Annotated in this window: 19 protein-coding genes, 1 rRNA gene and 1 pseudogene; 7 read left to right on the top strand and 14 right to left on the bottom strand. The window is 51.7% G+C overall.

Annotation, left to right across the window (positions count from 1 at the left end; translation table 11 throughout):
• From CBW46_RS18030 to CBW46_RS18000, 7 genes are all read right to left on the bottom strand, one after another.
• Positions 1-80 (bottom strand): 16S ribosomal RNA (locus CBW46_RS18030); the annotation flags it as partial.
• A 347-nt stretch (positions 81-427) separates the two neighbouring features.
• Complete coding sequence (tsaD, locus tag CBW46_RS18025) at positions 428-1,540, bottom strand: tRNA (adenosine(37)-N6)-threonylcarbamoyltransferase complex transferase subunit TsaD (protein ID WP_089201358.1); 1,113 nt, start codon at positions 1,538-1,540, stop codon at positions 428-430.
• A 25-nt stretch (positions 1,541-1,565) separates the two neighbouring features.
• Positions 1,566-2,006, bottom strand: a complete 441-nt coding sequence (gene rimI / locus CBW46_RS18020) for a ribosomal protein S18-alanine N-acetyltransferase (protein WP_089201366.1) — start codon at positions 2,004-2,006, stop codon at positions 1,566-1,568.
• A 69-nt stretch (positions 2,007-2,075) separates the two neighbouring features.
• Entirely contained in the window at positions 2,076-2,915 is an 840-nt protein-coding gene (gene tsaB / locus CBW46_RS18015) for a tRNA (adenosine(37)-N6)-threonylcarbamoyltransferase complex dimerization subunit type 1 TsaB (RefSeq protein ID WP_089201357.1), read from the bottom strand.
• Positions 2,912-3,397, bottom strand: coding sequence for a tRNA (adenosine(37)-N6)-threonylcarbamoyltransferase complex ATPase subunit type 1 TsaE (gene tsaE, locus CBW46_RS18010; protein ID WP_089201356.1), 486 nt, complete (start codon positions 3,395-3,397; stop codon positions 2,912-2,914). Before tsaE ends, tsaB begins: the two co-directional genes overlap by 4 nt.
• Before the next feature lie 15 nt (positions 3,398-3,412).
• A complete protein-coding gene (gene thiL / locus CBW46_RS18005; protein ID WP_089201355.1) occupies positions 3,413-4,438 on the bottom strand; it encodes a thiamine-phosphate kinase in 1,026 nt (341 codons plus the stop codon).
• Positions 4,439-4,724: 286 nt separating this feature from the next.
• A complete protein-coding gene (locus CBW46_RS18000) occupies positions 4,725-4,904 on the bottom strand; it encodes an H-type small acid-soluble spore protein (protein ID WP_089201354.1) in 180 nt (59 codons plus the stop codon).
• A gap of 422 nt (positions 4,905-5,326) precedes the next feature.
• Here CBW46_RS18000 and CBW46_RS17995 point away from each other — a divergent pair, with 422 nt between their 5' ends.
• The 5 genes from CBW46_RS17995 (at position 5,327) to map (ending at position 10,480) form a co-directional block, all read left to right on the top strand.
• Positions 5,327-6,280, top strand: a complete 954-nt coding sequence (locus tag CBW46_RS17995; RefSeq protein WP_243633385.1) for an ATP-dependent DNA ligase — start codon at positions 5,327-5,329, stop codon at positions 6,278-6,280.
• A gap of 26 nt (positions 6,281-6,306) precedes the next feature.
• The gene (gene ligD / locus CBW46_RS17990; RefSeq protein ID WP_089201353.1) at positions 6,307-7,197 is read left to right on the top strand and encodes a non-homologous end-joining DNA ligase; all 891 of its coding nucleotides are present in this window, start codon (positions 6,307-6,309) and stop codon (positions 7,195-7,197) included.
• Between the two features lie 242 nt (positions 7,198-7,439).
• Complete coding sequence (locus tag CBW46_RS17985; protein ID WP_424446706.1) at positions 7,440-8,570, top strand: peptidoglycan DD-metalloendopeptidase family protein; 1,131 nt, start codon at positions 7,440-7,442, stop codon at positions 8,568-8,570.
• A gap of 130 nt (positions 8,571-8,700) precedes the next feature.
• Positions 8,701-9,471: an HAD family hydrolase gene (locus CBW46_RS17980; RefSeq protein ID WP_089201351.1), complete on the top strand. Its 771-nt coding sequence runs from the start codon at positions 8,701-8,703 to the stop codon at positions 9,469-9,471.
• A gap of 262 nt (positions 9,472-9,733) precedes the next feature.
• A complete protein-coding gene (gene map, locus CBW46_RS17975; protein ID WP_089201350.1) occupies positions 9,734-10,480 on the top strand; it encodes a type I methionyl aminopeptidase in 747 nt (248 codons plus the stop codon).
• Between the two features lie 343 nt (positions 10,481-10,823).
• On the opposite strand, the gene CBW46_RS22105 is transcribed toward map, so the two are convergent.
• Both CBW46_RS22105 and CBW46_RS17970 read right to left on the bottom strand, forming a co-directional pair.
• Positions 10,824-10,955, bottom strand: a complete 132-nt coding sequence (locus CBW46_RS22105; RefSeq protein WP_279386472.1) for a hypothetical protein — start codon at positions 10,953-10,955, stop codon at positions 10,824-10,826.
• A gap of 155 nt (positions 10,956-11,110) precedes the next feature.
• Positions 11,111-11,426: pseudogene (locus CBW46_RS17970) on the bottom strand (transposase); the annotation flags it as partial.
• Between the two features lie 381 nt (positions 11,427-11,807).
• Between CBW46_RS17970 and CBW46_RS17965 the strand changes: the two are divergent.
• Together CBW46_RS17965 and CBW46_RS17960 are read left to right on the top strand one after the other, a co-directional pair.
• A complete protein-coding gene (locus tag CBW46_RS17965; RefSeq protein WP_089201348.1) occupies positions 11,808-12,236 on the top strand; it encodes a hypothetical protein in 429 nt (142 codons plus the stop codon).
• A gap of 3 nt (positions 12,237-12,239) precedes the next feature.
• Complete coding sequence (locus tag CBW46_RS17960) at positions 12,240-12,686, top strand: hypothetical protein (RefSeq protein ID WP_089201347.1); 447 nt, start codon at positions 12,240-12,242, stop codon at positions 12,684-12,686.
• A gap of 107 nt (positions 12,687-12,793) precedes the next feature.
• On the opposite strand, the gene CBW46_RS17955 is transcribed toward CBW46_RS17960, so the two are convergent.
• From CBW46_RS17955 to CBW46_RS17935, 5 genes are all read right to left on the bottom strand, one after another.
• Complete coding sequence (locus tag CBW46_RS17955; RefSeq protein ID WP_089201346.1) at positions 12,794-15,040, bottom strand: hypothetical protein; 2,247 nt, start codon at positions 15,038-15,040, stop codon at positions 12,794-12,796.
• A 30-nt stretch (positions 15,041-15,070) separates the two neighbouring features.
• Positions 15,071-16,738 (bottom strand): hypothetical protein, encoded by a 1,668-nt coding sequence (locus CBW46_RS17950; protein ID WP_089201345.1) that lies wholly within the window; start codon positions 16,736-16,738, stop codon positions 15,071-15,073.
• A gap of 86 nt (positions 16,739-16,824) precedes the next feature.
• Positions 16,825-17,259, bottom strand: coding sequence for a divergent PAP2 family protein (locus tag CBW46_RS17945; RefSeq protein WP_089201344.1), 435 nt, complete (start codon positions 17,257-17,259; stop codon positions 16,825-16,827).
• 16 nt (positions 17,260-17,275) lie between these two features.
• The gene (locus tag CBW46_RS17940) at positions 17,276-17,626 is read right to left on the bottom strand and encodes an EamA family transporter (RefSeq protein WP_165842370.1); all 351 of its coding nucleotides are present in this window, start codon (positions 17,624-17,626) and stop codon (positions 17,276-17,278) included.
• A 25-nt stretch (positions 17,627-17,651) separates the two neighbouring features.
• Positions 17,652-18,497 (bottom strand): decaprenyl-phosphate phosphoribosyltransferase, encoded by an 846-nt coding sequence (locus CBW46_RS17935; RefSeq protein ID WP_243633386.1) that lies wholly within the window; start codon positions 18,495-18,497, stop codon positions 17,652-17,654.
• Between the last annotated feature and the right edge of the window lie 330 nt (positions 18,498-18,827).

Below are 18,827 nucleotides of genomic sequence, written 5' to 3'. Positions count from 1 at the left end.
GAAGGTGAGATCCGCTCGACTTGCATGTATTAGGCACGCCGCCAGCGTTCGTCCTGAGCCAGGATCAAACTCTCCAATAAAGTGCTGCGTAGCAGCGGTCTATCAGCTAAGCTTGTCTTAAGCTCAAAAGTAATGCTAGCGAGAATTTTCATTCTCTTCATTTGACACTCACTCGTTGTTCAGTTTTCAAAGGGCAATCCATCATTCGCCTCAACGTCTCCGTGAAAGGCGACCTGACTAATATATCACATCTGCGCTTCAATTGCAACCCATGGCAGAACTTTTTTTCACTCCAACATGGCTGCCTCAAAGCCGCAAGAAGTAATATATCAAATCTGACTCACGAATGCAAGTTTAATTTCAAAATCGATACTTATTCATATATTACACAACAAAAAATCGCCCGAATCACGGGCGATCAGGGTGTTTACACGGACCACGCTTCCAGGTCCAGCGCGGGATCCGCCTTAAGCTCGAGCGAGGACAACTGCCCCCGTTCGAGCTTAAGGTGCGCGGCGGCGGCTATCATCGCCGCGTTGTCCGTACACAAGCTGAGCGGCGGCGCGATCAGCGGAACCCCTGCAGAGGCGCAGCGGTCGGCCAGCTGCTGCCGCAGACCCTTGTTGGCGGCTACTCCGCCCGCCAACAGCAGCTGCTTCGCGCCATATTCTTGCACGGCGCGAAGCGATTTTTCAACCAGGACCTCGACCACCGAGTCCTGAAAGCCCTTAGCCACGGCGCGCGCATCAATCGGCAGGCCTTTCATGCCTGCCTGGTTCAACGCGGCCAGAACAGCTGATTTCAGCCCGCTGAAGCTGAAATCGTAAGACTCGGGCTCGAGCCAAGCCCGCGGCAGAGGCAGTGCCTCTTCCGCTTCATGAGCCAGCCTGTCGATATGAGGGCCTCCGGGATACGGCAGCTTCAATGCGCGTGCTACTTTGTCGTAGGCTTCACCCGCGGCATCGTCTCTGGTCTGGCCTATGATGCGGAAGCTGCCCTCTTTTTCCACGTACACCAACTCGGTGTGCCCGCCCGACACAACGAGTGATACAAGAGGATAGCGCAGCTCGTGCACCAGTTGATTAGCATAAATGTGGCCGGCGATATGATGAACACCGATCAAAGGCAGATCCAACGCGTATGCCAGTGTTTTCGCGGCAACAACACCAACCAACAGCGCGCCGATCAGACCGGGACCTTCAGTGACGGCTATCGCTGATAGCTGTCCAGGTCGTACGTCTGCTTTGTCCAGCGCTTCCTCGATAATCCAGGTAATACTTTCCACATGCTTGCGCGAGGCAACCTCGGGGACAACGCCTCCGAAGCGTCGATGAGTCTCAATCTGGCTCGACACTACATTCGAGAGGATCTTGGTGCCGTTCTCGACAATGGCTACTGATGTTTCGTCGCAGCTGGTTTCAATCGCCAGAATCAGGCGACGATGCGCTTCAGGCCGCACTGTGTTTTCCTCGCTATTTGCATTCCTATTCACCGGCTCATGCCTTTGTTGAGCGTCACCGGCAACATCGCTGTTTGACATTTTTGCATTCCCCTGTGAATTCGTTTTAAATGCGGTTGTGATTCGCTAGGTCGGCCCACATGACGAGGGCATCCTCCTTATTATCGGTATAATACCCCCTTCGGACCCCAACGGAGTAAAATCCCAGTTTTTCATAGAGCCGCTGCGCCACCAAGTTAGACGGCCGAACTTCCAGCGTCATGCGAGACGCCCCCAAAAAGTCGGCCAGCTGCTTCAGTTCCCGCATCAACCGTTCTCCCAGCTTTCTTCCTCGGCAGTCTTTTCGCACTGCGACGTTCGTAACATGAGCTTCATCCATAATCATCCACATGCCGCCGTAACCAATGACTTCGCCATGGTGCTCCATTACCACATATCTGGCAAATTGATTTGTCGTCAACTCATTTTGGAAAGCACCCGCGGTCCACGGTGTCGCAAATGCCTCCTGCTCGATAGCACAGATAGCCGGAATGTCGTCTAACCTCATGGAGCGAAATTCCACTGGTCCCGCCGCCTCGGTCGGTCGTCCGTTTGGCTCCACCCGTTTGCGCCTCCCTTATGATTGTTTTTGCGATAGCAGTTTGGCTTCCGCTTCCGTCAGCTGTGTGTAGTTCGGGACGAGCCGATGTGCATTCTCCACGTGTCCGGCCTGCCACTGGCGCCTTGCGAGATCTGCGATATGGCGCCCGCGCATCTCCTGTGCCACAACGCCGGATTGCCCCGGCCAAGCCCCAAAAAAGCGTTCAAGCACTTCTCCGTGAAGGGCAGTTTCACCTGCGAATAGGATTCGATCGGGCTGTTTGTCTTTTGGCAGCTTCAGTGCTTGCTCCAGTATTTCGTCCGCCCAGACGGACATCAAGCGAATGCCGTCGGGCACTTTGCAAGTCCAACCTTGGTGCGACGCCTGATACAAACCGGTGAAAGCTTGTCCCCTCCGCGCTTCGATCATTGGGACGATCCACATAGTTTCATGCTGCCGAGTGAGCTTGGTGATCGCTGATGACACTTGGTCAGCCCTATCCACAGCGGCTTGGTCACTGTGTATAAATGTTTCGCCGGCTCCGAGAGCCAGTCCCTCCAAACTCGACACACCAAGCAGTGCCAGCCCATGCGTCCAAGCGAACGTTTTGGCTACCGTCACTCCGATCCGCACGCCGGTATAGGATCCGGGCCCAACGCCTACTGCGAACGCATCCAGCTCGCTCGAATGCAAGCGGGCCTCCGCCAGCACTTGCCGGATATGAGGAAGCAAGTGGATCGAGTGGTTCCGCTCCGCTGTCGAATTGAGTTCACCAAGCAGTTCGCCGCCGCGCATCAATGCTACCGACATAGAGCTCGTAGAGGTGTCAACCGCTAGTAAAGTACCGTCATCGGCTGCATTTAAACTAATTTTCATTGTAAAATTCCGCTCTCCTTTAACTGCTCACACCAGCTGATGTACGGCTCTCCATGCGGGATAAGTTCGAACAGCCGGGATTGGTTGTCCGAATGTTGTACGCGCACAGTGAGCCGGTCGGCCGGCAGCAAATCCTCAATCAGAGATGCCCACTCAATCAATGTCACACCAAACCCGTAAAAATACTCGTCCAATCCAAGGTCGTGAGCTTCATCCGTCGTTAGCCGGTAGACATCCATATGGTAAAGGGGAAGTTTCTCCCCTTGATATTCTTTGATAATCGTAAACGTCGGGCTGTTTACAATTCCCTTCACACCGAGCGTTCTGGCTACCGCCTGTGAAAAAGCCGTTTTCCCAGCGCCTAATTCTCCGTCCAGCGTCACTACAGTGCTTGGTTGAAACTTAGCGGCGAGAACAGCTGCCAGCGCCGCGGTTTCCTCTAAATTGTGTGCGATGTAAGAATATGAGCGCGGCGCTGCCATGATCCTCAAATCCTTTCAAAAATGGTGATACCCTTTTTTCTCAATTGGTACGACATTCCCATCTATCTGAACAAGCCTCACGCCTTGAGCCTGCTCATGCACGTAGCCGATTATGTACAATCTCAGCCCTGCCTCTTTAAATTTCATCTGCATTGCGATGGCATGCTCAGCACGCATGGTACCAACCAACTGATAGTCTTCGCCACCGAATAAAATATAATCAAGGGGACTCTTGTCGGCCTTTTGAGCATACGTTAAAAGCTCGTGCGCCACTGGGATCCGTTCCTCAATCAGGTCAATGCCAACACCCGAAGCCTCCGCGATTTCCCATGCTTCGCTGGCCAATCCGTCACTCACATCATTTAAGGCGGTACATGCTCCAGACTGCTGCAGCAGCAGCCCGGCTTCAACTTGTGGTTCCGGACGGCAGTGCGCTCGCACCAAGCTCTCATATGCGTGCCACTGCTGCGGCCATGACTCGGCCGCTTCCGCGCGGCTAAGCAAGTAGTCCAAGCCCGCTGCTGAACAGCCAAGCCAACCGGTTGCCACCAGCACATCACCAGGACCGGCGGTGGAGCGAAGAAGTGCCTTACCGGCTTCGACCTCGCCGATTACAGCTACCGTGATCGTAATGCCGGAGGCCGACGCCGTGGTGTCACCGCCTGCGACAACGACGTCATACTTGTGCGCGCACTCGTACAAGCCCTCGTAAATTTGTGCCAGCCTTTCCGCTGGGGTTCCGGCCGGAAAGCTTAATGCCACCAGCGCATAACGAGGACGCGCGCCCATGGCCGCGATGTCGCTGACCGCTGCAGCCATGGCCTTATAGCCGATGTCGCTGCTGCGCATGGTGATATTTTTGAAATGTACGGTTTCGGCCATTGTGTCACAGGTCATTACAAGCTGGTACCCCGCCGTTACGTTAGCGACAGCCGCATCGTCGCCGATCCCCGTGCTGATGCCGTGCGTTCGTTCGAAGGCCGGTGATTGCTTACCCTCCGTTAATAAGCGGATCAATGCAAATTCATCCAATGTGCTCAAGCCAAATCCGCCTCCGTCACGTATTGCTCCTATTATAGCCCTCCCGATGCCACGCCGCAATACGACACGAAGAGCCCTCCACCTTCAGCATTCAAGGGAGGGCTTGGACATCATTAATCAGCACTATAATCCGGCATGGACGTGGAGAGCGGGTAAGCATACACACTACTCCGAGCCGAGCGCTGTTCCTGCCTGCGCGGCGGCCGCGTGTATGTGCACAGCGCTCGTCGATCAGCCGGGATTGCAAGAAGTTGATCTGTGAGCTTTAGCAGTAGTTCCGCAGTTTTTACGCTTCTTGCAGCTCTGTCACGGACACAACCCGCCTGACCTCGGGCTGCTCCTCCATGTGTACGCTCGCCGTAGCTTGTTCAGCGTCCACACTATCAATCCAGACCGGCGTACCATCTAGCTTCACGTCAATTCTGGCTTCCGACTGAAGAATTTCTTTTGCACGAGTTACTTGCACTGTGAGTCTCACCTCCTGCCGCAATTGCACGTCGACATGAATTTAGGCTGCGCTTTTTTACGCTATCGACTTCAGTTGTATCATTCCTCATGTCTCGCGAATCATTCATACCTTGAGCTCAGACAGGGCATCATAGGTTCATTGTGGCAGACTTTGTCTATGAAGCAAAAGGAGGCACACATGCACATTAACACGCCATGGCATAGGGCCGTCATCCGAAGTTACGCGTGCGTCCGTCCTAGGGCGTTCGCCGATATAGAGACAAGTGCCATATCCTGCCGAAAGCCCTATGAGCAGGACAGTAGAACACTAGGAGCCGGTGTTGAGATAGGTGCCAGTACTCAGGTGCGGCAGGAATGGGAGAAAAAAGTAAGCACGTGTAACTATTCGTTAGGAGTCATGCGGGTGAGAAGCGAGACAGGGTGGAGTTCGCTAAAGATGAGGCAGCCTTCATTATGACCATTGAGCTGCCAAAAGAGCCAATGGCTCCAATCGCCGTTGACGCACTGCCGGTTGGGAACGATTGGGGTTATCAAATCAAATGGGATGGCGTCCGGCTGCTCGCACGGGTGGAGAATGAACGGGTGGAGCTTTTTTCAAGACGGCTTCTGAATAAAACCTCATTGTACCCGGAAGCGGTAGCGCTGCTTCAGCCATGGTTAAAGCAGAATTGCTTACTCGATGGCGAAGCCGTGATTTTTGATCAAAGTCGCCAGCGGCCGAACTTCCAATTGATTCTCCAGCGGGAACGCTCCCGATCGGGACCTAACGCCGGGCCGTCGGTTAGAACTGGAAACCACTTTATTTATGTGCTGTTCGATCTGCTGCATTTGAATGGAGAAGACCTCCGACAACTGCCGTTTGCCCAGCGCCATCGCATGCTGCGGGAGCTGGTACCGGAAAAACAGCCGCAGTTGTTTGTGGCAGACTTGTTTGATAATGCCAAGGCACTTTGGAATTGGGTGACTGAGGCCGGCTGGGAGGGTGTGGTTTGCAAGCGGCTAACGAGTCCATACAGCTCCGGTAAAAACCACAGGGACTGGTACAAGAAAAAAACAGCGCTCGAGTTCGAAGTAGATATAGCCGGCTTAATCATACGTGGCGGCCAAGTAGCCAGCCTGGTTATGGTGAAGGACGGCGTCTTGTTCGGCCGGGTAGCCTCAGGCTTGAACGAACAACGCAGAAAGCTGCTGTTGGAAGAAGGCCTGAAAAGACAATCCGAAGCCCCAATTTTCACCGATCTGCCGATGGATTTAAAAAAGGAACAGATTCTGTGGCTGCAGAGGCCGTTCGGCTGTACAGTGACCGGTTTGGACATGACCGATGACGGACATCTCCGCCATCCAAAAATCGTACGGCTGCATGACATGCCGTGAACACAATATGATAGGAGTGTTGTGACTTGGCTGCTGCAACAAAAAATAAGGGCGTCGTACTGATTGAAGGCCAGGAAATCACCGTTACCAACCCGGACAAGCTGCTGTGGCCGGAGATGGGCATCAGTAAAGTTATGTATCTCGAGAAGCTTATGGCTCTCGCGCCCTTTTTACTTGAATACTGCCGCGGACGCTACTTAACAACAATCCGGTACCCCAATGGGTATGCGGGAAAATCATTTTACCAAAAAAATGCACCGGATCCTCTTCCCGACTTTGTGAAAACTGCGGAGCTTGGTGATGTGAACTATGTAGTATTGGATTCGCTGCCGACATTGCTGTGGCTGGGTAACCTGGCCTGCTTGGAGTTCCACCCGTCGTTCACCCGAATCGGAGAAGAACTGCCGGCGGAATGGCTGATAGACATCGATCCGAGTGTGGATCCGGAGCCGCGCATCATGGAGGCCGCTGAAATCATAGGCGAGTCGTTGGATCGCATGGGTATTAAATCCGTCCCCAAAACCTCAGGGGCGACCGGTGTGCAAATCTACGTGCCGATAGCACGCCAGTATACATTCGATCAGCTGCGCAAGATCGGCCATTTTGTCGCGCAGTACGCAGTGCAGAAGCATCCAAGGCTGTTCACCATCGAACGGATGAAAAAAGATCGTGGGACGTTGATCTACATCGACTACTTGCAGCACTGGCATGGGAAAACGTTGTCCGCCCCCTATACCCCCCGCGCGCGACGCGCCGCCACCGTATCCACCCCGCTCCGTTGGGATGAAGTGGCCCGCCGATGTGATCCACGGGATTTCAATCTTCTGACTATACAGGACCGGCTGAACAGCCTGGGTGATCTGATCGGTCAGACGCCTGCGCAAAATTTAGAGCCTGTGCTGTCGTTCATCGACTAAAATGAATCCAACAGCTACGGCCGCAGGATCTTGTACCGAGAAGAATTCGACAGCAACGGCCGAAGGATGGGTGTGCCAAGCTGCAAAATAATAATTTTTTGCATCACAGGGAAATATATGAAGGATCTTGCATGAAGGGTGTGAGCTGTTACCACAGGGATTTGCATGCCTGACGGTTCATCGATTGCCCTTTTTTGCATTTGTATGAGGGCTGCAGTATTCCGAAAGGAGCTATCATGCGATTGAAATGGTTGCAAAGTCAGTTCACACTGGTCATCATTCCAGGGGCGAATTCGGACGTTACGCGGATTAAATTATCCCGCGGGGCATTGGCCGGTCTAGCGCTAGGGCTGCTGCTCGTGGCCGGTGCAGGCCATTGGTTGTACAGCATGCGTTTACACTCAATGGCGTCCGCAAGTGTGGCTGAATCAAACTTACACATCCAAACCCGCCAGCTTCAACAAGACTTGGCCAGCAAAAACAGAACGATTGACGAATTGCAAAAAAAGGTCTTCGAACTCTCACAGCAGGCAGCAGAGCTACGCAGCAAAGTAGAAGAAATAAAGCAGCTGGAGTTCGATCTGCGGCAGCTGACAGCCACGGACGAGTCGAGTGGTTCGGGCCAGTCCATCACGCTGCGCACAAGTCGAACCACCGAGAAGGAATCGGCAACCCAGCATGATACCTCGGGCGCGTCGTTCGGCTCGTCAATTGTCGACGGCGCCGGGGGTGCCGGGACTGTCTCCGCTATTAGCTCTGCGGAGATGAAACGTGCCATTACCTCAACGCTGACCGCGGCCTCCCCCGCCTTGACAGCCGGATTTAATGGATCGGCGCATCAGGTATTAGTACATCATATCGGCGGGCTGATCCATAATACCGATGCCTGTTACGTATCCTTGCAAGAGGATATGCATGCCTTGCATGCGCGATGGACGCAAGCCAAGCAGCGTTTGCTCAACCAACGAGAGCAAGCACTCCGAATCCCAAGCCTATGGCCGACCGTGTCCCGGACGGTGACATCGAATTTCGGCTACCGAAAAGATCCGATCACCGATAAGCTCAGCTTTCACCGGGGCATAGACATCGCGGGCAAATTGAATGATCCTGTGTACGCTGCAGCCAGAGGCATTGCGATTATTGTCGGTTGCGATAAATTTCATGGCCACCACGTAGTGATAGAGCATGGCAACGGTCTGCGCACCTGGTACATGCATCTCAACAGAACTGTTGTCCACCGCGGCCAACAGGTCGAGCGTGGCCAACAAGTAGGAAAGCTTGGATCCTCCGGCCGTAGTACGGGCCCTCATCTTCACTATGAAGTGGTGCGCAATGGACAAAGTACCGATCCCAAAGCTTATTTGCCGAAATAAAGTAGCAATCCAAGGAACCCAATCATATAAATGGAACTACTCAAAGGACTTCGGCAGGCAGCTCAAAGCCGTCAAAAGTGGGATTTTACCATACGCCGTGGTATAATTGTGAGAAAAAACGGAGTTTGCTATGACAAAACAAACCATTTTATTCGACCTAGACGACACATTGATACATTGTAATAAATATTTTGATCTGGTCATTGATCAGTTTGCGGACCTGATGGAGATGTGGTTTCACTCGTACCAGATTCCTGTCGAAGATATCAAAAACAAGCAGGCGGAAGTAGATCTTAAACGCGTTTTAATCAGCGGATTTGAACCGGATCATTTTCCCCAATCGTTCGTTGATACCTATCTATTTTTCTCCGATGTGACCGGACGCTCGCAACGGCCGGGGGAAATCGAACGTTTGACGGAGCTGGGCAGAGGGGTGTACGGACATAGCATTGAACCTTACCCTTTTGTGTTCGAGACGCTAACTGAATTGCAGGCCGAAGGCCACGTGCTGCATCTATATACCGGAGGCGACCTGGAAATTCAAATGCGCAAGGTGACTGAAGCTGGCTTAGTGCGTTTTTTTGGCAGCCGCATCCATGTCGCACGGCATAAGACTATTGATTTCTTGGAGGCGCTTATTCGTAAGGAAGGTTTCGGCCGCAAATCCACCTGGATGATCGGGAATTCGCTGCGCACCGACATTACACCGGCTTTGACAGCGGGCATTCATGCGATCTTTATGCCCGCGGTGCAGGAGTGGGCTTTTAACAACGTAGAAGTGAACATAGAGCCGACAGGTGCGTTTTTGACCCTAAACTCTCTTCGCGAAATACCGGAAGCGATCCGCAGTTATATCGCTCGGGGCAGCGCGTTCACGACAAAACCGGCTTCTAACGAATAGCCTTCAATGGTGGCGATAACTTTCAGTGTGAGAATCCCACAGAAGTGGCGTCCGCGATAAGAAAAAAGCTGACAGACTAGCTTAAGATTTACGTTCCCATGACAGCGGCCGTCTGAAGGATAGCTTGACATTGTGTCGACAAATACTTATATTCGTACGTAAAACTATGACTAAAACCCGGAGAACACATTGTCCTTGTGAGAGGGGCGCGGTGTTCTTTATCTTTTTTGTAACGGAAAAAATATGACGGGAGTGCTTATCGATGATTGTTATCAAAACGCCAGAAGAAATTGAGCTGATGCGGAAAGCCGGAGAGCTGCTGGCTGCCTGCCACAGAGAAATAGCAAAGTTAATAAAGCCTGGAGTGACTCCGCTTGAAATTGATGCTTTTGTTGAAAAGTACTTGGCGGAGCATGGGGCCACACCAGAGCAAAAAGGGTTTCATGGGTATCCTTTTGCCACCTGTGCTTCGGTTAACGATGTGATTTGTCATGGTTTTCCCAACGACACCCCATTAAAAGAAGGGGACATCGTGACAGTTGACATGGTGGTAAAGCTAAACGGCTGGCTCGCCGACTCCGCATGGTCTTACGCTGTGGGCAGCATATCTCCGCAAGCTTCCCACTTGCTGAAGGTCACGAAAGAATCGTTGTACCGAGGCATTCAGCAAGCTGTTGTCGGCAATCGGATCGGCGACATATCGCACGCGATCCAAAGCTACGCCGAAGCCGAAGGGTTGAGTGTGGTGCGTGACTTTATCGGGCACGGGATTGGCCGGGAGATGCATGAAGCGCCCCAGGTTCCTCATTATGGTCCGGCGGGAAAAGGGCCGCGCTTAAGAGAGGGCATGGTGATCACCATTGAACCGATGCTCAACACCGGCGCTTATCACACTCAGGTGGATCTGGATGGTTGGACGGCAAGAACTATAGATGGCGGCCTATCGGCTCAGTATGAGCATACTATCGCTATTACAGCGCACGGACCGGTTATTTTAACAGAACAGTGACAGCCTCTCACAGGCGGACCGCAGCAAGCTCGGACGGCCGCATTGGTCCAATTAGATGAGTTAAATGCCTCTAGATCGCCTGACCGCGAACTGGAGGCTTGTTTGTGGTCGCGGGGCTTATGCGGATAGGTAGGATAACGCACTGGCCTACTTTAAGGTATTGGCCGCGGACCGACAGGATCACGCACCCATCGAATCTTGCCCGTCCACGTGGAAACTGTTAATCTTGCTGAAATCAAGACTAAGGAACCACACAAAACAAACCGACTTAGCTCTAATCGGCTTCGCCGGTATTTTTTTTGTTACCGGGTATTTGGTAATAAACAGATTTAATTTAGGCCGATCAAATATCAGGAGCAAGAATATTAAATGTCGCTGACAAATGATTTCTTCTGCGGCCTCGATCATAGTCAGCCAATTTATTTGGCGATAAAAACACGGCTTCAAAGGCGGCCGCTACCGATTTCCACCCCATTCTCATTCCCTCTTACTGTTCTGCACTCGTCTTATCCGTTATTTCTTTCTTTCCTAAGCGATCTGCGATTCGGTATTCATATCCATGAGCACCTTTGTAGTATTCCGGACACATTTCTCCACCACAGACTCACATGAACGATTGTTGAGGCACTGCTGTCCGGCATAGTCCTCGATCCGGCTTACCGCAACGGCGGGGCGACGAATATAACGGCCAATGTAACCCAATTGAGCCTTGATATCTCCTGTTTGCTTCCGGGCGTACACATAGAAGCCTTCTTCATTTTCCGCGAAGGCCTTCTGGAGCAAATGCTGTGCGGTTTTCTTTTCCGTCGGACTCAAGCACCGCAGAATCAATTTAAGTACGACCTTTTGCCATTGTTGTCGCAACATTACACACGGAACGTAGTCATAACTTCTTCCATTCTCCATCGCCTTTCATGCCACCCATGGCGGCCAGCATATGGATATGCATGAGCATTGTGCAAACCGGCCTTTGCATCGATACGGAATCACTTTCATGTCATGACAGCCTTGCCAGACTAAATAATTTGAATATCTTCCTAGGATTTACTCAATTGCCGAACTTTTCTGCTTCTTTCGGACAGCACGGAAACTGCCATTTTACAGTCAAAATGGCAGTTTTTTTATTCCCATGATATGGTACTAATTTCATGATTGATCAATTATATCACACAAGTACGATACTATATACCTTAGTAAAATTTGTCGAAATAGTTCCTTTGAACTATAGTAGCTTTCCCGGAAAGGATTATAATGGAAATGCAATCAATCAACGGGGAGAGGCAGAAACAGACCCATACCTGGGTCAAAGGTTTCATTAGGTGGAAACATGGTGAAGTATTTAATTATGGCCGTCATTTTGTTTGCAAGTTTCATTCCCACAGCCGGTGCTATGGCATCGCCGCTTGCGCCAGGCACAATCAAAACTACCTGGCTGTGGAACACGTCGCTCGTCAACAGTCCTGAAAGTCGCAATGAAATATTGGAATTTGCCGCAGAGCAGCATGTAAGCCGGATATATCTGCAGGTTGATCCGGATGTAGCAGTCGACGCTTATCGTGCTTTTATAAAACAAGCCACGAGCTTAGGTGTGCAAATTCACGCATTGGACGGTGCTCCGGATTGGATTTATCTGGACACGCGCCATCGCATGACAGAGACCATCAATTGGGTCAAAGCGTACAACCGGGAGGTGACTGAAGAAGAAAGGTTTACCGGCATTCAAATGGACATCGAGCCATACATATTGCCGGAGTGAAATATGGATCGCGATGCTATAGTGCAGGGCTGGCTGGACACGCTGACCTTGTTTGGAAACGAAGTGAAAGTAGACACTGCCTTAGCGACCAGCGCCGCGCTTCCCTTCTGGCTTGATGAAATCCGGCTGTCGGAGGACGAGACCTCGCTCATGGAGGCAATCATGAATCAGTTGGACGAAGTCACCCTGATGTCCTACCGGGATACGGCGGATGCGCTGCAACAAATAACGGCCTCCAAGCTGGTGCTCGGAGACCGTCTAGGCAAAAAGGTATTCGTAGGCATAGAGACGAACCCTACGTCGGAACCGCCCCACATCACCTTCCACGAGGAAGGCCGTGCCGTTATGGAACGCGAACTACAGGCTATTCATGAATTGCTATCCGTTTACCCCTCCTATGCGGGAGTTTCGGTCCATGATTACGCCGGATGGCGTAATTTGAAGGAATAAGATTGTCACAGCAGGTTGAACCTCCAATATATGATGCCGGGAGTTCAACCTGCTTTTGCATGTCCGGCGCCTAGCCGGACGATACGTTTATTCTCTCTCGCGTTAGTTTAACTTTTTGGCGGCCGGGTATTTCCGAAAGCTTCCTTGATCACGTGGTAGCTTTGCTTGAGCCGCTCATGATAATCGACCTCATCCCAGTGATCCCATTCGTAGTTCAGCGGCTCGACAGCTGCCGAAGCCGGTGCGCTCGCGGCACCGGAAGTGCTGCTCGCCTGCAAATGCGGCTCAATGCGGATACCGTCCGCTTCTTCCGTTTCTACAGCCTGTTTTCCGTAAGGGTAACTCCAAACGTGCGCTTGGCTGGGATCGGTAAATCCGAGAAGCATCCATGGCAGGCGGATTTCTATGACGGATCCGTCCGCATACCAATCAGCTAAATTGTTGAACTCAGGGTGCGCCGGATCGGTTATTCCTCTCATCAGCTTACCAGCTTCCAGACTGTCAAACGGTATCGTTTGTTTGGTTGCCGGTAATTTTAGCTCCCGGCTGACAGCCAGCATCCATGGCAAAAACTTGCCATTGCCGTCTTGGCCGAGCTCGGGCTGCCACGGTATGAACTTTTTACGGTGCCCATTCAACCAAGTGAAATGATCATACGCGCTGTTGACGTAAATGTCAGAATCCTTGTCACCTTTGAGCGACAGAACAAACTCCTGTCCGGCACTATAGGTTACTCCCGGAGTCTTGTCCGCTGTTTGGCTTCCTCCGTCGAGGGTGTCGAAACCGATACTAATATTGTCCTGTCCGACGTTCCAATTCGAGCCATCCTGTTTTTTCAACAGCAAGTGTACATACGCTTCATCGTGCGAGGTTGTGAGGCTGTAGCCAGGATACATCTGTGTGACCGTATCCTTCTGACGGTCCCAGTCATCCGTTTTGCCGTCCAGCATGATTTGATCATCCGGCGATTTGCCCGGTTCCATCGATACAACGCCAAAATGTTCTTCATTGGTGAGCATATTGCGCCACATCGGACGCCTGTCCGCAGGCAGCTCAAGGTCCATGGTGTTCCAAGTGATCTTAAACCACTCATCATGCCAGGCGAACAGTATCGCCCCGTCATATTTTTCATCGTAAATACTTTCGTGTAATTCTGTATTGATCTTACCCTGTTCCGCTTCGGCATGCATGCCCTGATTTCGGTTCAAAGGCCCGTAATGCGCCATACCGCGTGAGCTCGGTACACCGTATTCCGCCACAATAACCGGGATTCCCTTGTGATGAGCACGCAGATCATTCAGATAGCCGGCATATGGATTGATTTGACCCTTCGCATCCTTATATATCTGATACTTCTCCTCATACTTGAGGAAATCGGGATAATAAGGGTACACATGGTATGACGCAAAATAGCCCGCCGTCCATTTATCCGTAGGAGCTACGTTCATCGGATCTACCGAGACCATATCTTCGTTCTCGGAAGGCTCGTTCGGATGCGTAAGTGGATCCGTCGTCACCCAGTTGGTAAAGGACACCGGGTGCTGCCAGCCATATTTCATCTCCTCCTGCGCCAATGTGTCAAGCATTTGCGCCAGCCAGTTTTCGAACGGTGCGGCTCCCTCCTTGGACTCAAAGTAAGTGCCCTTGTGCGGCTGCATACCCGGATGGGCATCGTTTGTTACTTTTACCACGTGAGGATCCCACTCTGTACCGACCACCCATCCGAGCAAATACGCGGACACGTCGGTGGTGTATTTGCCTGAAGCACGGCCGGGCTTCTCTCCCCGCTTTAAGTCACCGTGGATTGCGTTCACGGCGTCCTTAATTTCCGTCTGGAACGCCTCCACAGCGTCCTCGGACATGGCATCTTGGGCAGATTCGCCTGCCTGCAATTGTTCCTCCGGCGACCAAATTCCCTGCATTATGTAAAGCGGCTTCTGCTGGCCGCTGTTGAACTCCGCCAAAGCCTCATAGAAAAATGGCGGCAAAATCGTGTAAACCCGTACTACGCTGACATTCATGTCTTTCATCTGCTTGAACCAGCGCAAGTAGTCTTCCTTCGCAGGGCTGAGCTCCCCAGGCGCATGGCCTGGAGTGGTCGCCCCCAAATTGACGCCTGACCAAAACTGCTGTTTCCATTGCGTACCGTCATAAACCGCCAGATGTCCATCCTGCACCGCCGCGATCCGCTTGATGTCCTGATCGACCTGAATCGGCTGGGTGATGACGGTAGCCGCTTGACTTTTGCTCGCGTCCGTCCCAAAGTTAGGCACAACAAATATCCAAAGGGCAGCGCATATCACAATTAAGCCTAGAGCCCCGAGTCCTATCCGAATCTTTGTCTTTTTATCCATGACTAGCTGGGTCTCCCTCCATTGGTTTCCTCACTGCTTCTGTACGCACACGGACGTGCCTGATTTCATTAACGTCATTTTCTCCTGCTGGCCGCTGCATTCCAGTGGAGTTTGTTCCTTAAATGCAATGCCCCACTGCTCGAACCGCTTCTGGTTGGACCAGCTGTAAGTGAACTCTGCCGGTATCGGCCCGGAAGCTGACACGGTCTGGAGTTCCGCCAACTGCGTACGAAGCGTCTGAGTCCACTTCCACTGGGTGGAAGTGTACGAGGTGCCTACAAGCAGCGTGTTAACGGCGATGACTCCGGCCAAAACCCAGCTGACGCCAGTCATCGCGCGATTGCCTTTCAAGCTAAAGCCAAGCCACAGGCAAAGCAGCGGAATGAACCACAGCTGTGGCACGTACCGGGCCCACCACGACGCCGGATTCACAAGCACCGATATAGCCAGCACGACCATGACACCCAGCGCTGCCATTGTCGCTCCGGCCCTGACACGGAACGCTAACACAAGCACCACTAGCGATAGCAGAAGTACCCCGCCGAATAAAGGCCCGAACCCGGACACTGCGACATCCGGCTCTCCGTATGCTGCCAGTTCGTTTTTGGAAAATGTAAAAGGAAGCTTGAAAACGGTAGGTTTCTTTTCCGTACTGTTTCCCGTAGTGGCAGCGAAGTACGAATGCACCACCTGATCCAGACGGTTCATCGTCTCCAAATTCCGGGGAGTAAAGTTTTTCACGACATCGACTTTGCCTTCACCGGCCAAGGGATACAGAGGATTACCTTGCGTTACCGTGTTGGTGACGTAAGGGTTAAAACCGACCAACAGCACAGCGGCCAAGCTGCCAACCGCAGCGATCTTAAACAACTGCTTCAACCGGTCGAACTGCTCGCTCATGTAGAGTGCGATGAGCAGCCCTATGGTGATTACACCCGCATAGGCGATAGCGGTAAATTTGATATTGATCACAAAAATCATCGCCGCACTAAATGCCGATAACAGCAGCCATCCCGGCCTCGCAAAGATGAGGCAGGCAAGAGCGACCATGCACAGCAGCATGGAGGCCAGCAATCCATCCACGTAGTAACTGAACATTTGATAGATACTCACGGGATTAAGAGCAAGGAGTGCAGCTACCATGACAGCTCTCCATGTTTTTCCTGGCTTCAGCGTGAGCAGCGCAGCTAAACTGAGCAAAAAGGACGCTGCTATCGCCAACAAGTTGAACACCTTACTATGCTCTATTAAACCGGTCGCTGTGTATATCACCGCCGCCGCCATCTCGCCGGCACGGGCATAGTGGTTCACCCACTTGGAATGTCCGGTAGGTACTTCCAGCGGTTCGTCATACACCGGATTCCAACCTTCGTTCAAATAAATGATCGACTCTTGGTGGTATGCTTGACCATCGTAGGATAAGTCGTAAAACATGCCGCTCAACCAGAAGAACGCTGCAAACAGCACGGATGAAGCGATTATCGCTTCGGCAAAAAGACGTCCCGGGCGCTCCGCATTAATGGTCTTTACCGCAAGCCATCCCGTTCCGGCTGCGACCGCGACGACCAGCACAATATGAAACGGCGTCATCGGTATTTTTACGAAAAACAACAAGGCAGGTACTATCAAAGCCCCTGCGATAAAAGCTAACAAAGTTAAGCCTGTTACTAAACTAAATGCAGACAGTCGATTTCTCATCTCCTAACGCCTCTCCTCGATACTTAATTTATTCACCAAGCGGCTGCCGCCGCAGTACCTTAGATGAATCAGGCCCATGAAACGAGTCATAGCACAGCTGAGGCACCCCAGGCCAACAGCGTTCCGAGCGCCAATCCACCGAGCACTTCAGGACGCGTATGCCCCTGCTTCTCCCGCAGCTTTACTTGTTCAGCCACTGCGGTGGATTCCTGGGCCAACCTGTTGACCCACTTCGCACTTTCCCCCACCGCGCGGCGGAGTCCAACTGCATCGATCATGACAACGTAAGTGATCGCAACCGCCAACCCAAATAAGGGCGTTCCAAAGCCATGCTCAAATCCTATCAGCATCGTAATTGAAGAGATAACGGAGGTGTGTGTGCTGGGGAAGCCGCCATTGCCGATATGCTCACGGGCTTGATCTCCAAAGCGCAGCCGGTTGATCAGATATTTTAATGCACCGGAACAAACCCAAGCGATGAAAGGTAAGGCGGGATACAAAAGATTTATAGTAGCGTTCATACAATCCCCCCTTCCCTCACGACCGGGCAATCAGCAGCACGCCGGCGCAAATCACGACTGCTCCTGCCCATTTTTGAATAGAAATCGTTTCCTGAAATAAATAAAAGCTCAGCACCATGACCAAAATATAGCTCAAGCTTACCATCGGATAAGCCGTACTGAGCGGAAACCGCCTTAAGGCCAGAAGCCAAAAGACAGAACTCAACCCGTAACTGGCGAGCCCGGCCACGACCGGCCAAGCGGTCAGCAGCTTAGCACCGATCGCCGCAGACGCATCGCCGGTTTTTAACGACTCGATACCCCACTTCATAAGTACCTGCCCCGCTGCGCCCAGCGCAATCGAGGCAATCAACCATATGTACTTCATGTTAGGGCCCCCCTTTTTCGTCTCTCTATTTATCAAAGTAAAGCAAAATGACCGCGACCGAGAACCCATACAGCACTACCGTCATCAGGATATGCTTGTCCTCCAACAGCAGCTTCTCGGGTCGTCCGCCCTTGCCTTCCATGTGAACCAGATACAGGTACCGGAATATGCCGTACAGCACGAAAATCAGCGTCCACATCAAGTGAATGGTGTGACCCGAATTAAATGTAAACAACGCGTAACTCATAATAGTTGCCGTTGTGACGATAGCAGTCATCTGATTCAGCAAGTCCATTGAGTAAAACTCGAGCACCTTGCGATGTGCGCCTTTGTCTCCTTGCAACAAGTACAGCTCATGCCTGCGTTTACCGATTGCGAGAAACAACGCCAGCAGCAGAGTACATATGATGAACCACGGGGTAAGCGGAACGCCGATCACAAGGCCGCCTCCTACCGCACGAAGCACGAAGCCTGCCGCGATAATCAGCAAGTCAATAATGACGACATGCTTTAACCGAAACGAATACGCTACATTCAAGCAAAAATAGAACAGTAGTACAAAACCAAATACAAGTTGAAAACGGAAAGCAAGCAGCAGGCATACAGCCAGCAGGACAAAGCTGAATCCGAGGGCAGTTTGCGGATGGAGCGCACCCGATGCCAGCGGCCGGTTTCTTTTTTCAGGATGCATACGGTCTTTTTCCCGATCCACGTAATCGTTCAACACGTATACGCAGCTCGATACGAGGCAGAAGAGAATGAACCCGATGACAGCTTGTCCGAGCATGGAAAGGTCTGCATCACGGATAGAAAAGATCAAAGCTGCGAACACCAGCAGATTTTTGGTCCATTGTCTGGGACGCATTAGCATGAAGTACGAGCTTAAAAAAGGTCTGCTCACACCCTCTTTAAGCTTGATTTCGGCTTTGGATTGTGCCATTATGACGCTCCTTTACTTGAGGGGTTTACAGATGATACCACCTGTTGTCGATTCATTATAAACGAAAGAGCAATACGTTATAAAGAACAATATTACGTCGTTTTATGGAGAATTACAGAGGAATTGTCCAGAAAATATTCGTTAAAACGAAAAAATCACGATTAATGGATTTCTAATTTACTATCATTTGCGCTATACTTTCGATAACGTTCGTTATAACATACTTGCATCAGGGGCGTTGTGAGCATTACCAGTAAAAAC

The organism is Paenibacillus xerothermodurans (assembly GCF_002220865.2).
GTDB classification, from domain to species: domain Bacteria; phylum Bacillota; class Bacilli; order Paenibacillales; family NBRC-103111; genus Paenibacillus_S; species Paenibacillus_S xerothermodurans.
Note: the sequence above shows the minus strand (reverse complement) of the source record. Positions and strands in the feature narration are given on the sequence as shown.

Bases quoted from the DNA above. Each gene is read 5' to 3' on its own strand.
- CBW46_RS17945 (WP_089201344.1), bottom strand. From the start codon at position 17,259: ATGAACGCTACTATAAATCTTTTGTATCCCGCCTTACCTTTCATCGCT.
- tsaB (WP_089201357.1), bottom strand. From the start codon at position 2,915: ATGAAAATTAGTTTAAATGCAGCCGATGACGGTACTTTACTAGCGGTT.
- tsaD (WP_089201358.1), bottom strand. From the start codon at position 1,540: ATGTCAAACAGCGATGTTGCCGGTGACGCTCAACAAAGGCATGAGCCG.
- CBW46_RS17940 (WP_165842370.1), bottom strand. From the start codon at position 17,626: ATGAAGTACATATGGTTGATTGCCTCGATTGCGCTGGGCGCAGCGGGG.
- CBW46_RS17980 (WP_089201351.1), top strand. From the start codon at position 8,701: ATGACAAAACAAACCATTTTATTCGACCTAGACGACACATTGATACAT.
- tsaE (WP_089201356.1), bottom strand. From the start codon at position 3,397: ATGGCAGCGCCGCGCTCATATTCTTACATCGCACACAATTTAGAGGAA.
- CBW46_RS17965 (WP_089201348.1), top strand. From the start codon at position 11,808: ATGGTGAAGTATTTAATTATGGCCGTCATTTTGTTTGCAAGTTTCATT.
- CBW46_RS17955 (WP_089201346.1), bottom strand. From the start codon at position 15,040: ATGGATAAAAAGACAAAGATTCGGATAGGACTCGGGGCTCTAGGCTTA.
- map (WP_089201350.1), top strand. From the start codon at position 9,734: ATGATTGTTATCAAAACGCCAGAAGAAATTGAGCTGATGCGGAAAGCC.
- CBW46_RS17935 (WP_243633386.1), bottom strand. From the start codon at position 18,497: ATGCTAATGCGTCCCAGACAATGGACCAAAAATCTGCTGGTGTTCGCA.
- CBW46_RS22105 (WP_279386472.1), bottom strand. From the start codon at position 10,955: ATGGGGTGGAAATCGGTAGCGGCCGCCTTTGAAGCCGTGTTTTTATCG.
- CBW46_RS17960 (WP_089201347.1), top strand. From the start codon at position 12,240: ATGGATCGCGATGCTATAGTGCAGGGCTGGCTGGACACGCTGACCTTG.
- CBW46_RS17950 (WP_089201345.1), bottom strand. From the start codon at position 16,738: ATGAGAAATCGACTGTCTGCATTTAGTTTAGTAACAGGCTTAACTTTG.
- rimI (WP_089201366.1), bottom strand. From the start codon at position 2,006: ATGAGGTTAGACGACATTCCGGCTATCTGTGCTATCGAGCAGGAGGCA.